Annotated in this window: 10 protein-coding genes; 1 reads left to right on the top strand and 9 read right to left on the bottom strand. The window is 66.5% G+C overall.

Annotation, left to right across the window (positions count from 1 at the left end):
• Positions 1 to 62: 62 nt before the first annotated feature.
• The 8 genes from DES44_RS11060 to DES44_RS25050 form a co-directional block, all read right to left on the bottom strand.
• A complete protein-coding gene (locus DES44_RS11060) occupies positions 63 to 2,711 on the bottom strand; it encodes a motility hub landmark protein FimV (RefSeq protein WP_232309993.1) in 2,649 nt (882 codons plus the stop codon).
• Positions 2,712 to 3,138: 427 nt separating this feature from the next.
• The gene (asd, locus tag DES44_RS11055; RefSeq protein ID WP_058934994.1) at positions 3,139 to 4,269 is read right to left on the bottom strand and encodes an aspartate-semialdehyde dehydrogenase; all 1,131 of its coding nucleotides are present in this window, start codon (positions 4,267 to 4,269) and stop codon (positions 3,139 to 3,141) included.
• Positions 4,270 to 4,381: 112 nt separating this feature from the next.
• A complete protein-coding gene (gene leuB / locus DES44_RS11050) occupies positions 4,382 to 5,494 on the bottom strand; it encodes a 3-isopropylmalate dehydrogenase (protein WP_058934993.1) in 1,113 nt (370 codons plus the stop codon).
• A 63-nt stretch (positions 5,495 to 5,557) separates the two neighbouring features.
• Complete coding sequence (leuD, locus tag DES44_RS11045; RefSeq protein ID WP_058934992.1) at positions 5,558 to 6,208, bottom strand: 3-isopropylmalate dehydratase small subunit; 651 nt, start codon at positions 6,206 to 6,208, stop codon at positions 5,558 to 5,560.
• Position 6,209: 1 nt separating this feature from the next.
• On the bottom strand, positions 6,210 to 7,640 hold the full coding sequence (gene leuC / locus DES44_RS11040; RefSeq protein WP_058934991.1) for a 3-isopropylmalate dehydratase large subunit: 1,431 nt from the start codon (positions 7,638 to 7,640) through the stop codon (positions 6,210 to 6,212).
• Positions 7,641 to 7,738: 98 nt separating this feature from the next.
• Complete coding sequence (locus DES44_RS11035; RefSeq protein ID WP_058934990.1) at positions 7,739 to 8,632, bottom strand: LysR family transcriptional regulator; 894 nt, start codon at positions 8,630 to 8,632, stop codon at positions 7,739 to 7,741.
• A 126-nt stretch (positions 8,633 to 8,758) separates the two neighbouring features.
• Positions 8,759 to 10,429 (bottom strand): NAD(P)/FAD-dependent oxidoreductase, encoded by a 1,671-nt coding sequence (locus DES44_RS11030; protein ID WP_058934989.1) that lies wholly within the window; start codon positions 10,427 to 10,429, stop codon positions 8,759 to 8,761.
• Positions 10,430 to 10,518: 89 nt separating this feature from the next.
• Positions 10,519 to 10,683 carry a hypothetical protein gene (locus DES44_RS25050; RefSeq protein ID WP_170156651.1) on the bottom strand — a complete coding sequence of 55 codons (165 nt, stop codon included), beginning with the start codon at positions 10,681 to 10,683 and terminating at the stop codon, positions 10,519 to 10,521.
• Between the two features lie 606 nt (positions 10,684 to 11,289).
• On the opposite strand from DES44_RS25050, the gene DES44_RS11025 reads away from it, so the two are divergent.
• Positions 11,290 to 12,927 carry a vWA domain-containing protein gene (locus DES44_RS11025; RefSeq protein ID WP_232309992.1) on the top strand — a complete coding sequence of 546 codons (1,638 nt, stop codon included), beginning with the start codon at positions 11,290 to 11,292 and terminating at the stop codon, positions 12,925 to 12,927.
• A gap of 246 nt (positions 12,928 to 13,173) precedes the next feature.
• On the opposite strand, the gene DES44_RS11020 is transcribed toward DES44_RS11025, so the two are convergent.
• Positions 13,174 to 13,836 carry a hypothetical protein gene (locus DES44_RS11020; RefSeq protein ID WP_147307053.1) on the bottom strand — a complete coding sequence of 221 codons (663 nt, stop codon included), beginning with the start codon at positions 13,834 to 13,836 and terminating at the stop codon, positions 13,174 to 13,176.
• Positions 13,837 to 13,944: the final 108 nt, after the last annotated feature.

The following is a 13,944-nucleotide window of genomic DNA, read 5'->3' as shown; positions in this document are numbered from 1 at the left end:
GCGCCTTTGATCAAGTGTAGCCGCTGCCGTTCGGGCGCAGCGTCAGTGGGGACGCAGCGGGTTCAGCGCAGCTGGTTCAGCATCGCCTGTGCACGGTCGCGCAGCGGGCCGGAGGCCTTGGCCACCAGTTCCTGCAGCACGTCGCGGGCGCCTTCGGTGTCGCCGATCTGACGGAACTCTTCTGCCAGTTCCAGCTGACGCTGCAGGGCGTCATCGTCGTTCGGGTCGATGCTGTCCAGGTCCACGCCCAGGTCGTCCAGGCTCAGCGTGTCGGCGGCGGGCGCCGGGGCCGGAGCGGGAACGTCCAGATCGGGCAGGTCCAGCGACCCCATGTCCAGCGTCTGGCCCGGAGCCGGGCTCGGCGAAGCCGGCAGGTCCAGGTCGATGCCACCCAGGTCGAAGTCCAGGGACTCGGGGGCCTGGGCCGGGGCCGACTTCGGCGCCGCACGCGGCGTCTCGTCCAGATCACCCAGATCGAACTGCAGGTCGTCGCGAGCGGAGGTCGCGGCGGACGGCGGGGTGCTCAGGTCCAGATCCATGCCCAGGTCGGGCTGGTTCACGGCGCTGGGCAGGGCCTGCGTCGATGCCATGGCAGGCGCCGGTGCGGGGGTCGAGCCCAGGTCCAGATCCAGGTCCAGGTCCATCAAGCTGGACGGACCGGCGTCGCGAGGAGCGGCAGCCACGGCGGCAGCAGCAGCGGCGGCCGCAGCAGCCGGCGCCGCACGGCTGGCGGGCGGCGGCACGAGGCCGGCAGCCGGCAGCGTGCTGGCGTTCATCGGCTCGGGACGGTCTTCGTCATCCCCCAGCAGGACAGGCGCGCCGCCCGGCTGGTACAGCGGATTTTCCGGATCCACCTGACGGCCCAGTTCCTGCACCTTGGCCCAGTCTTCGCCTTGACCGCGGGTCTCGGCATACAGCTGGACAGCCAGTTGCTCAAAGCCCTTGATGTCGCGACGCTTGCCGTAGACCTCCAGCAGCTTCAGGCGGATGGCCAAGCGCTCCGGATTGGCGCGCAGCGCTTCCTTCAGGATTTCTTCGGCCTGCAGGTCACGGCCATAGGCCAGGTAGACGTCGGCTTCGGCGACCGGATCCACGTCGCCGATGGCATCGAGCTGGCTCAGCGAATAGCTCATCGACGACTGGCCGCTGGCGGCGCCGTCGCGGGTGTCCACGCGCTGGCCACCGCTGTGGCCGAAGAACAAGTCCGGCGCCAGACGGCTTTCGGCGAAGGCCGTCTCACCGCGGTTGGCAGCGTCCTTCTTGGCCTTCCAGGTGCGATAGCCGATGCCCCCGACGATGACCAGCAGCGCAGCGCCAATGGCCGGCAGGTAGTCCTTGAGCGAGTCCAGCAGGCCCGGCTCTTCCGGCTCGGGTTGCGGCTGCGGCATCGGACGGGCCACGACCGGGGCGGACGCAGCCACCGGTGCAGAAGCGGCATCGGCCAGGACCGGCGACGAAGCCACGTCCGACGCGGGGACCGACGCCGCAGCCGGCGTGGTGCCAGCGACGGTGACGGCCGGCACGGCGGGAGCGGCCACCGGTGCCGGGGCCGGCGCGGGAGCAGGCGCCGGTGCGGGCGAGGCCGCCGGAGCGGTCGCCGAGGCCGGCTTGGCCGCTGCGCTGAGCTTCTTGAGCTCTTCCACGTTGCGGGTCAGCTCGGCCACGCGGGCGGCGGAGTCTTTCTTCTCGGTGTCCTTGGAGGCCTTGGAGAGCTTGTTGTCGGCCTTCTCGGCGGCAGCGCCCTTGCTCAGGGTCAGCTTGTCCGGTGTCGGCGCGGCAGCGTTCTTGCGCTCTTCCACGGCGGCCTGCACCTGGCCCTTGGCCTGGCGCTCGCTGTCAGTCTGCTTCAGCGTCGGGGCGGCTTCGGCCAGACGCGACCGGTAACTACCGAAGTCGCTGCTCTGCGCCTGGATGACCTGACGGGCTTCCTGCGGCGTAATGCCGCTGAGCGCGTCACTGCCCGGCACCTGCAACACGGCACCGGACTTCAGCCGGTTCATGTTGTTGTTGATGAAGGCATCGGGGTTGTTGCGATACAGGCCCACCAGCATCTGGTCCAGCGACACGCCGGAGGGCTGCGTCTTGGCGGCGATGCGCGAGAGCGTGTCGCCCTGCTTGACCGTGTATTCGCTGGCGCCGGTGGCCGGCGCGGGAGCCTGGGCCGTCGGGGCCGGTGCAGCCGTCTTGGGGCGAGCCGTCACGGCCGGAGCCGGCGGCATCGGTGCGGCCGAGGCCGCACGGCCATTGCCACTGGCCACGGCGGGCGCACCGGAGCCCTGGGCCGTGCTGGCCGGTGCCGAGATCACGGGCGAGGTGCCGGTGTCGGGGCTGCGTGCCACGTTGTTGGACGGCGGATCGAACAGCAGCGTGAATTCGCGGGTCAGCCGGCCGTTGGACCAGTTCAGCTCCAGGATCACGTCCACGAACGGTTCCTGCACTGCGCGGTCACTGGTGACCCGCAGGTAAGGACGACCGTCGGCCCGACGCGCCAGTTGCACCTGGGCGCTGGTCAGCACCGCGTTGTAATCCAGACCGCTGGCCCGATACGTATCGGGGGGCGCCACCTTCAGCTTCAAGGAAGCTGCTTCCTCGGGCGTCAGACTGGTGACGTCGATTTCAGCGCGCAGAGTCTCCCCCAGCGCCGATTGCACCGTCAGCTTGCCCAGTCCCAACCCCCAGGCCGAACCCGCTGCGAGACCGAGAGCAGTCACCGCAGCCACTTGGCTCAGGGCAAATCGCGCATAAGCGCTTGCATGTTTTTTCAAGGCGTCCCCCAAAGCAACAAAGCGGCCCCTCAAACTTGGACCGCCTGTCATGACGTATTGTTGTTGTGCGACGCGAGCGTTTGGCAGTGCCCGCTCCGTTCCCGCGGTAGAAAATCACAACGGTGGCAAGCATATACGCTCCGTTGCTGAGAAAGCTCCTGAATAGCATGGATGAACTAGCCTCGGTTCACAGGCGGTTACCAGCTTGTCGCGTACGGGCAACGCGAAATGCATCACGAAGCAGGGAAAGCCCAGGTCCGGACGTGCCGCCGCCCCGGCGGCGCCCCTTGAAGAGGGCACATCCGGGGCGGCGTTGGTCACAGGCGGCGACCGGTGTTACCGGCCCGCGGTGAGGCTGATGGCCGTGGGCGCTTCAGCGCTCCAGCAGGATGCGCAGCATGCGGCGCAGCGGCTCGGCGGCACCCCACAGCAGTTGGTCGCCCACGGTGAAGGCGCCCAGGTACTCCGGCCCCATGGCCAGCTTGCGCAAACGGCCGACCGGAATGGTCATCGTGCCGGTGACGGCCACCGGCGTCAGGTCGCGGATGGTGGCTTCGCGGGTGTTGGGCACCACCTTCACCCATTCGTTGTCCGCGGCGATCATGGCTTCGATGTCGGCCAGCGGCACGTCCTTCTTGAGCTTGAAGGTCAGCGCCTGGCTGTGGCAGCGCATGGCGCCGATGCGCACACAGAAGCCGTCCACCGGCACGGCGGCGGTGCCGAAGCCCTCGCCCTGCCCCAGGATCTTGTTGGTCTCCGCCATGCCCTTCCACTCTTCCTTGGACTGGCCGTTACCGAGGTCCTTGTCGATCCAGGGGATGAGGGAGCCACCCAGCGGCACGCCAAAGTTGGCGGTCTCGTCGGCGGACAGGCTGCGCTGCTTCTCGACGATCTTGCGGTCGATTTCCAGGATGGCGCTCTTGGGGTCGTCCAGCAGGGCGCGGACCTCGGCATTGAGCGTCCCGTACTGGGTCAGCAGCTCACGCATGTGCTGCGCGCCACCGCCGGAAGCGGCCTGGTAGGTCTGGGTGGACATCCATTCCACCAGGCCCGCCTTGTACAGCGCGCCCACACCCATCAGCATGCAGCTGACGGTGCAGTTGCCGCCGATCCAGTCCCGGCCGCCCTTGGCCAGCGACTGCTGAATGACCGGCAGGTTCACCGGGTCCAGCACGATGACGGCGTCGCTGGCCATGCGCAGCGTGGAGGCGGCGTCGATCCAGTGACCGGCCCAGCCGGCCGCACGCAGCTTGGGATAGACCTCGCTGGTGTAGTCGCCGCCCTGGCAGGTGATGATGATCTCGCAGCGCTTGAGCTGCTCCAGATCAAAGGCGTTTTGCAGTTGGGTTTCGTTCTTCGCGAACGACGGGGCAGCGCCGCCGGCGTTCGAGGTGCTGAAGAACAGCGGCTCGATCAGGTCGAAGTCCCGCTCCTGGGCCATGCGGTCCATGAGCACCGAGCCCACCATGCCGCGCCATCCCACCAGTCCAACCAATGTCGTCATCTTGCGTTCCTTGCGTTGCTTACGTTGCTTGCGTTCGTCTCATCACAAACCCTGGAGCCCCTGCCCGGCTCGCTTCGCCGGGTTTGTGCAGGGGCGAGACGAACCGGAGCAGTCAGCTCTTGATGGTTTTGGTGGTGGCGGTGGCAGACGTGCCAGCTTTGACAGCCGCAACGACCGCATCGCCCATCTCGCGGGTGCTCACCTTCTGGGTGCCCTCGCTCCAGATGTCTGCGGTGCGCAGACCCTGGGCCAGCACGGCTTGAACCGCCTGCTCGATACGAGCAGCGGCTTCGGGCTGGTGGAGGGAGAACTTGAGCATCATGGCAGCGGAAAGGATTGTAGCCAGCGGATTGGCAATTCCCTTCCCCGCGATGTCGGGGGCGCTGCCATGGCTGGGCTCATACAGGCCCTTGTTGTTCTTGTCCAACGAGGCCGAAGGCAGCATGCCAATGGAGCCGGTGAGCATGGCCGCCTCGTCCGACAGGATGTCGCCGAACATGTTGCCGGTGACCACCACGTCAAACTTCTTGGGCGCCTTCACCAGCTGCATGGCGGCGTTGTCCACGTACATGTGCTCCAGCTCCACGTCCGGATACTGGGCATGCACCTCGGTGACCACGTCCTTCCAGAACTGGAAGGTCTCCAGCACGTTGGCCTTGTCCACGCTGGTGACCTTGCGGTTGCGCAGGCGCGCGGCCTGGAAGGCGACGTGGGCGATGCGCTCGATCTCCGGGCGCGAGTAGCGCATGGTGTCGAAGGCTTCTTCGCTGCCGGGGAAATGTCCGTCCACCGCCGTGCGGCGGCCCCGCGGCTGGCCGAAATAGATGTCGCCGGTCAGCTCGCGGATGATCAGGATGTCCAGACCCGCCACCAGCTCGGGCTTGAGGCTGGACGCGTGCGTGAGCTGCTCATAGCAGATGGCCGGGCGGAAATTGGCAAACAGGCCCAGGGCCTTGCGCAGACCCAGGATGGCCTGCTCCGGGCGCAGCGCCCGCTCGAGCTTGTCGTACTTCCAGTCGCCCACGGCGCCGAACAACACCGCATCGGCCTGCTGGGCCAGCTTGAGCGTGGCCTCCGGCAACGGATGGCCGGCCGCTTCATAAGCGGCGCCGCCGACCGGCGCGGTCTCCATCTCCAGCGGCAGGTCCAGCACCTTCAGGACCTTGACGGCCTCGGCAATGATTTCCGTGCCAATGCCGTCACCCGGCAGAACTGCAATCTTCATGGGATCTCCCTGGGGCGCGGCGTGGCGCCCGCAACGGGCGCGCGACAGCCGCGCTGGACTGGTTTAACGGGGAAGCTGGTGGTTCAGCCACGGCTTGGTGGCGATGCGCTCGGCCTCGAAGGCCTTGATCTTGTCGGCATGGCGAAGCGTCAGGCCGATGTCGTCGAAGCCGTTGAGCAGGCAGTACTTGCGGAAGGGCTGCACGTCAAAGGGCAGTTCTTGCCCATCGGGCTTGATCACCACCTGGCGCTGCAGGTCCACCGTCAGTTGGTAGCCCGGGAAAGCGGCCACCTCGTCGAACAGACGGGCCACCTGGCTTTCAGGCAGCACGATCGGCAGCACACCGTTCTTGAAGGTGTTGTTGAAGAAGATGTCGGCGAAGCTGGGCGCGATCAGGGCGCGGAAACCGTATTGCTGAAGCGCCCAGGGGGCATGCTCACGGCTGGAGCCGCAGCCGAAGTTGGCCCGCGCGATGAGGATGGACGCGCCCTGGTAGCGCGGCTGGTTCAGCACGAAGTCCGGGTTGGGCTTGCGGGTGGCGGGGTCCTGGCCAGGTTCGCCGTGGTCCAGGTAGCGCCACTCGTCAAACAGGTTGGGACCGAAGCCGGTCCGCTTGATCGACTTAAGGAATTGCTTCGGAATGATCGCGTCGGTATCGACGTTCTCACGGTCCATCGGGGCCACCAGGCCCTTGTGAAGGGTGAACGCTTCCATGTCAGGCTCCCAGCTTGCGGACGTCAACGAAATGGCCCTGCATGGCCGCTGCCGCTGCCATGGCGGGGCTCACCAGGTGGGTACGCCCCCCGGCCCCTTGCCGTCCTTCGAAATTCCGGTTGCTGGTGGACGCGCAGCGCTCGCCCGGCTCCAGCCGGTCCGCATTCATGGCCAGGCACATCGAGCAGCCGGGCTCGCGCCATTCGAAGCCGGCGGCCTTGAAGACCTGGTCCAGCCCTTCGGCTTCGGCCTGCGCCTTGACCAGGCCGGACCCCGGCACCACCAGGGCCAGCTTCACATTGCTGGCAATGCGACCGCCCAGACGGCGCACCACGGCGGCGGCCTCGCGCATGTCCTCGATGCGGCTGTTGGTGCAGGAGCCGATGAAGACCTTGTCGATGCGGATGTCGTTGATCGCCTTGTTCGGCTCCAGCGACATGTATTGCAGCGCCCGCTCCATGGCGCCGCGCTTGACGGCGTCCTTCTCCTTGTCCGGGTCCGGCACGCGGTCCTCGATGGACAGCACCATCTCGGGCGAGGTGCCCCAGGTCACCTGCGGACGGATCTGCGCGGCGTCGAGTTCCACCACCTTGTCGAAATGCGCGCCTTCGTCCGAATGCAGGGTGCGCCAGTACTGCACGGCCTGGTCCCATTCGACGCCGGTCGGCGAGAAGGGACGGCCCTTCACATACTGGATCGTGGTGTCGTCCACCGCAATCAGGCCTGCCCGCGCACCGGCCTCGATGGCCATGTTGCAGACGGTCATGCGGCCCTCCATGCTCAGGGCGCGGATGGCCGAGCCGGCGAACTCGATGGTGTAGCCGGTGCCACCCGCCGTGCCGATGCGGCCGATGATGGCCAGCACGATGTCCTTGGCGCCCACGCCCGGCGCGACGCGGCCGTCGACCTTGATGAGCATGTTCCTGGCCTTCTTGGCCAGCAGCGTCTGCGTGGCCAGCACATGCTCCACCTCGGAGGTGCCGATGCCATGCGCCAGCGCACCAAAGGCGCCGTGGGTGGAGGTGTGGCTGTCGCCGCAGACCACCGTCATGCCGGGCAGCGTGGCGCCCTGCTCCGGGCCGATCACATGCACGATGCCCTGGCGGCGGTCGCTCATCTTGAACTGGGTGATGCCGAAGCGGTCGCAGTTGGCGTCCAGCGTGTCGACCTGCAGCCGCGAGACCGGGTCGGCGATGCCCTGGCTGCGGTCGGTGGTGGGCACGTTGTGGTCGCTGACCGCCAGGTTGGCCGACAGGCGCCAGACCTTGCGGCCGGCGATGTCCAGCCCTTCGAAGGCCTGCGGGCTGGTCACTTCATGGACCAGATGACGGTCGATGTACAGCACCGCGGTGCCGTCTTCCTCGGTGTGCACCACATGCTCGTCCCAGAGCTTGTCGTAGAGGGTGCGCGGGGTGGCGTGGGGGTTGGTCATGGGACTCTCCATCACTGCAAGGTCACGGGGCGTTTTTGGGGGTGTCGGGGCTGCGTTTCAGCGAGTCTGGGGCGCTTGAGGGGGTCTGGCCGGTCGAATCACTTGGCGGGCGGCGGGCATAGCGCATCCACGAAGCGCTGCACCACGGTGGGCAGACGCTCCTGGCGCGCCACCCCCAGAACATAGTCGCGACGGGCCCAGGCTTCATCCAGATCCAGCCGCTGGACGTCGAAAACCTGGGCGAATCGGCGGGCGGGGGCGTCCGGCAACACGGCCACGCCCATGCCGGCTTCCACCAGTTGGGCAATCGCGTCGAAGCCGCGCACCTGCAGCCGGGCCTTGAGCGTGCGGCCGCGGGCCATGGCTTCCTGCAGCATCAGCTCCTGCGCAGCAGCGCCGCTGTGCAGGCCGACGAGGTCATGGTCCAGCAGGTCATCGAAGGTGACCGAGCTGCGGTCCGACAAGGCATGCCGGTTGGGCACCAGCACCGACAGGCGCCCGTGGCGGTAATTCCAGGTCTGCAGCCGGTTGTCCAGCAGCGGCGTGGTGAACACACCCACATCGGCACGGCCTTCCGCCACCGCCGCCTGCACTTCCGCACTGGTCTGGTCTTCCAGGCTGATGCGGATCTGGGGATGGGCTTGGGAGAAGGCGGCCAGATCGGGCGGCAGCGCCTCGGCGATGGCGCCGGCATTGGCGGCAATGCGCAGGTGGCCCTTGATGCCGCGCGCGAATTCCACCACTTCGCTCTCCAGCGCATGCAGCGAGGCATGCAGCGAACGGATGTGGCGGACCAGGGCCCGGCAGGCTTCGGTCGGCTCGACCCCACGGGCGCGGCGCTCGAAGAGCTGCACGCCCAGACGGGTCTCGAGATCGGAGATCCGCTTGCTGGCGGCGGCCAGCGCCAGATGCTCGCGCTCGGCTCCCCGGGTGATCGACCGGGTCTGTTCGATGGCCAAGACGAGGTTGAGGGTGGTGAGATCGAGGCGCATGGTGGGCTTCTGGCTAGGTTGAACTGTAGCCTTCGCCATCATGGCGTGGACTACCGACCTCCATGATAGTCCCTTCGTCCCCAGCGAAGCCTGGGGTTTCTACGTTCCGCCCTCAGCGCACCGCCTTCATTGCTCGGCCAGCAGCGCTTGCCCGAGCGCTTCCGCCACCTCGATGCCGTCCACCCCGGCGGACATGATGCCGCCGGCATAACCCGCGCCTTCGCCAGCGGGGTACAGGCCGCGCACGTTCAGGCTCTGGTAGTCCTTGCCCCGGGTGATGCGCAGCGGCGAGGAGGTGCGGGTTTCAACGCCGGTCAGCACCGCGTCGTTCATCGAGAAGCCGCGGATCTGCCGCTCGAAGGCCGGCAGCGCTTCGCGGATGGCGTCCAGCGCGTACTCCGGCAGGCTGCCACGGCCCTTTTGCTGCAGATCGGTCATGGTCACGCCGGGCTTGTAGCTCGGCTCGACCGCGCCCAGCATGGTGCTGCGCTGGCGCTTGATGAAGTCACCCACCAGGGCGGCGGGGGCACGGTAGTCGCCCTCCCCCAGCTCAAACGCGCGCGACTCCCAGAAGCGCTGGAAGGCCAGGCCGTCCAGCGGATTCACCAGGCTGCCGTCCTTCTTGCCGTCTTGCCGATAGTCTTCCGGCGAGATGCCCACCACGATGCCGGCATTGGCATTGCGCTCGGCGCGGGAGTATTGGCTCATGCCGTTGGTGACCACGCGGTTGGGCTCGGACGTCGCGGCCACCACCGTGCCGCCGGGGCACATGCAGAAGCTGTAGACCGAGCGGCCGTTGGACGCATGATGGACCAGCTTGTAATCCGCCGCGCCCAGGATGGGATGGCCGGCATTGGGGCCGAAGCGGGCCTTGTCGATGATCGACTGCGGATGCTCGATCCGGTAGCCGATGGAAAACGGCTTGGCTTCCATGTAGACGCCGCGCTCGTGCAGCATCGTGAAGGTGTCCCGCGCGCTGTGGCCCAGGGCCACGACCACATGGTCCGCGCGCAATTGCTCGCCGGATTCCAGCGTGACGCCGCGCACGTGCTGGACGCCCTGGGCATCGGGCTCGATCAGCAGGTCCGTCACCTTCTGCTGGAAGCGGATTTCGCCACCCAGCCGCTCGATCTCCGCGCGGATCTTGATGACCATGCTCACCAGGCGGAAGGTGCCGATGTGCGGCTTGCTGACGTAGAGGATTTCCTCCGGCGCGCCAGCCTTGACGAACTCGGTCAGCACCTTCCGGGTGAGGAAGCGGGGGTCGGAGATCTGGCTGTAGAGCTTGCCGTCGGAGAAGGTGCCGGCGCCGCCCTCACCGAACTGAACGTTCGACTCGGGGTTGAGCTCGCTCTGACGCCACAGGCCCCAGGTGTCCTTGGTCCGCTCGCGCACCTGCTTGCCGCGCTCCAGCACGATGGGCCGCAGCCCCATCTGCGCCAGGATCAGCGCGGCAAAGATGCCGCACGGCCCGAACCCGATGACCACGGGCCGAGGGCGCTCGCCGGCATAGAAGTCGGCCGGCGCATGGCCGACGAACTTGTAGGACGTGTCGGGAGACGGCTTCACGTGCGCGTCGCCCTGCAGGCGATGCAGCACGGCGGCTTCGTTCTCCACCTCGCAGTCGATGCTGTAGATCAGCACCATGGCGGTCTTCTTGCGCGCGTCGTAGCTGCGCTTGAAGACGGTGAAGGATTGGAGCTGCGTGTCCGGGATGCCCAGGCGGGCCACGATGGCCGGGCGCAGGGCCTCTTCCGGATGGTTGAGCGGCAGACGGAGTTCGTTGATGCGGATCATGGTGATTGATCAAGCCTGAAATGAAAACAGGCCCCGCCGGAGGGCGTGGGCCTGCTTGGGAGAGACACGGTCCGTGAGGACCGAACCCCTCAACCCGAATGAGGACGCTTGCCCGGGTTCTTCTTGCTGCGGGTGTGCGAACCACGCTCCAGGCTGCTCTTCTGGCCACGCACGGTGGTCACGGTCACGCCCTTGGGAGGAACGGGACGGGGGGTAGCGCGGCGATCGGCTTCGGTGATGATCTTGTTGCCCATGTTGGCTCCGGTAATGAATTGAACGACACCCAACCGAAGTCACAACTCGCCAGCCGTGACGCTGGCGGGAGGACCCCGCCGGTCAAAACGTGCTTCGAGCAGCGTCGGAAATTCGGTGAAGCCGGGGAGTTTACCTCAGCTCAGCGGCGACTTTGAGGCAGGCCATGGACATCAGGGACCCGGTCAACCGCCCCGTGCGTGATGCGTTGTGCAACATGCGCACCGACAGGGCCTCACGCACGTCGACTCGCCGAGCCTTTTGGGCATCGGCCGGCGACATCCCGCAGCAGGGCTCCGCGGTACGACCCCACGACGCAAGGCGACAGCACGCCGCAGCGGCGAGGTGATTCATGTCAGCACAGCCGGCCTGCAGGCCGGACCAGGGAGAGACTCAGCATGCGCACCTTCTTCGGGCTTCAAGGTCAGTGGTCCCAGCGGCCCCACCCGCAACTCCGGCTCACACGACCGCGGCTGACACGACCGCAGCCGTCAGGACCGCTGGCGCTCGCCGCGCTGGCAATGGCAGCGGTGCTGCTCAACGCGTGCACCATCGGCCCCCCGCACCCTCAGAACACCGAGGCTGCCAAAACGCCTGGCACCCCTTCGATGGCTGATGTCCAGCCGGCTCCTGCGGTCGCTCCAGCCGCCCAACACGCGCCGGCTCCCGTCGCCGCGAACGTGACCGGCTACGCGCCGCCCGCCATGGCGCCTGCGCTGTCGCGCAGCCGGATCATGACGGCGCCGTCCTTCGTGCCGCCGATGCAGGCGCCCGACACCGCGAAATACGAAACCTACACCGACAACCCCTGGCAGCAGGTGGCGGAGCAGCCAGTCTCCACCTTCAGCGCCAGCGTGGACACCGGCAGCTACGCCAACATCCGCCGCTTCATCAACCGGGGCCAGTTGCCGCCCAAGGATGCCGTGCGGGTGGAAGAGCTGGTCAACTATTTCGGCTTTGACGACACCGGCCCGGCGCCGGACGCACGCGATCCTTTCAAGGTGCGGGCGCAGGTCATCGCCTCCCCGTGGATGCCGGAGCGCGGCCTGATCCGCATCACCATCAAGGGCAAGGACGTGGCCAAGGCCACCCTGCCCCCCGCGAACCTGGTGTTCCTGGTGGATGTGTCGGGTTCCATGTCGCCGCAGGACCGGCTGCCGCTGGTGCAATCCGGCCTGAAGCTGTTGACCGCGCAGTTGCGCCCGCAGGACCGGGTCAGCCTGGTGACCTATGCCAGCGGCTCGCAGGTGGTTCTACCACCGACGCCGGGGGATCAGAAGGACCGCATCAACCAGGCCATCGACCAGTTGCGCGCCAGCGGCGGCACTTACGGGGAAGGCGGCGTCCGCCTTGCGTATGCGCAGGCCCGTGAAGGCCTGATCAAGGACGGCATCAACCGCGTGCTGCTGGCCACCGACGGCGACCTGAACATTGGCGTCACCGACCCGCTGATCCTGAAGACCTTGGTGGAAGAGCAGCGCAAGAAGGGCATCAGCCTGACGACGCTGGGCGTTGGAGACAGCAACTACAACGAGGCGCTGATGAAGCGTCTGGCGGATGTGGGCAATGGCAGCTATCACTACCTGGATTCGCTGCAGGAAGCGCACAAGGTGCTGGTCAATGAAATGACCTCGACATTGGCCGTCATTGCACAAGACCTGAAGCTGCAGGTGGAGTTCAATCCGGCGACAGTGCAGGAATATCGCCTGATCGGCTATGAGCTGCATGCCCTGAAGCGGGAAGATTTCAACAACGACAAGGTGGACGCAGGCGACATCGGCGCCGGCCATCAGGTCACGGCCCTGTATGAGTTCATTCCGAAGGGCGCCAAGGGGACGGTGGACCCGCTGAGGTATGGCAGTGAAGACAGCAAGGACCGCAAGCAGGGTCAACAGCCCGCCAGCGATGCGCGCGGCACCCGCGATGCCGGCACCAACGCCCGGATGAACGAACTGGCCTGGGTGAAGCTGCGCTACAAGCAACCCGGCGAGGAACGCAGCCTACTGACGGAACTGCCGGTGAACCGCCCTGCCTCGCTGCCGACGGTGGACTCGCTCGATGCCGATGCCCGCTTCGCGGTGGCGGTGGCCGCCTGGGGCCAGTGGTTGCGCGGCAGCAGCCTGATCGGCGACTACGGCCCCACCCAATTCGTGAAGCTGGCGCGTGAGTCGCGCGGCGAAGACCGCTACGGAAACCGCGCCGAGTTTGCGCGACTGGCAGAGCTGTCGGCGACGTTGAAGCAGTGATGAGCAGCAGTTCGGGGGCCGGGTCTTTACCGACCTCCCCCCGCCGCCGCTGGCGCTAGGTCACTGGTTGGGTCGTGGACTCACCCATCGGGGTCGTGCACAGGCGAGGTCCAGCAGCCGCGCGCTGGACACTGAGCGTGTCATCGCAAGTGGCATTTTCCCGCCCAGCCCCCCGCGAAGCACCCAGCTGGTTGGCCTCAGCCATGGACATGGGGCGGGTCACACGACGCAGGAATTCAAGGGCATTCATGGCAGCACCTCAATGTGGCGGTCTTCAGTATATTGGGCTAGACGCCTCCAACTCCTCGAGCTGGGACGCAGGTCGAATTCAGTCCAAAGCGTCTCCCCATGCTCGAACCAGAACGCCCCCCCTTCCGGCGTGCTCATCAAATCCAGCAGCGAAGAGTGACGGTCGATCTGAGTGGGGAGCTCTGGGTGGTCTATCAAATGTTTCGGAATCGGCGCATCGAAACCCATGAGAGGCCAGACGTAATAGCCTCGTAGCGGCACTTCAGCCTCGAACGACGCTCGGTTGCCGAGGGCCCAGGTTCGTACACAACGAATGAAGCCGAGCTCTCGCGCCTGATGAAGCTGGATCACCACGCCTCTGGGGCCGATGCCCCGGGACAGCAACCAATCGTTGATGACGAATGCGGCATTCAAGACGTGAAACGAATAACCGTCCGATTCCTGGATCAGCAATCGGACCATGTCCTCCCGGAGAATGTCGGAATTGGTGACGCGAAGCTCGATGGCACGCCCATCCAGAACACTGACGTTCAAGATGCTGTTCTTAGGCGCGCCTGACAGGCGGATCAATTCCTCATCGCTAAGCCAGCCTTCAAGATCGCGATGCCTCTTCACCGTCACCGTTGAAGTGACAAACCATGCTTTCGTCGTTTCGTCCATGGTGCCCACCACCGAGTTGCGCAGCTGTTCGGCAACTCGATGTGAGATCACTCGAGCGGGAATGCTGCCACGTTGACTACTCCTGGATAGAACCGATGGAGAGATAAC

It is taken from the genome of Roseateles depolymerans, from assembly GCF_003387155.1.
GTDB classification, from domain to species: domain Bacteria; phylum Pseudomonadota; class Gammaproteobacteria; order Burkholderiales; family Burkholderiaceae_C; genus Roseateles; species Roseateles depolymerans.
The sequence above is the reverse complement of the archived record's forward strand: the minus strand, read 5'-3'. Positions and strand labels throughout refer to the sequence as shown.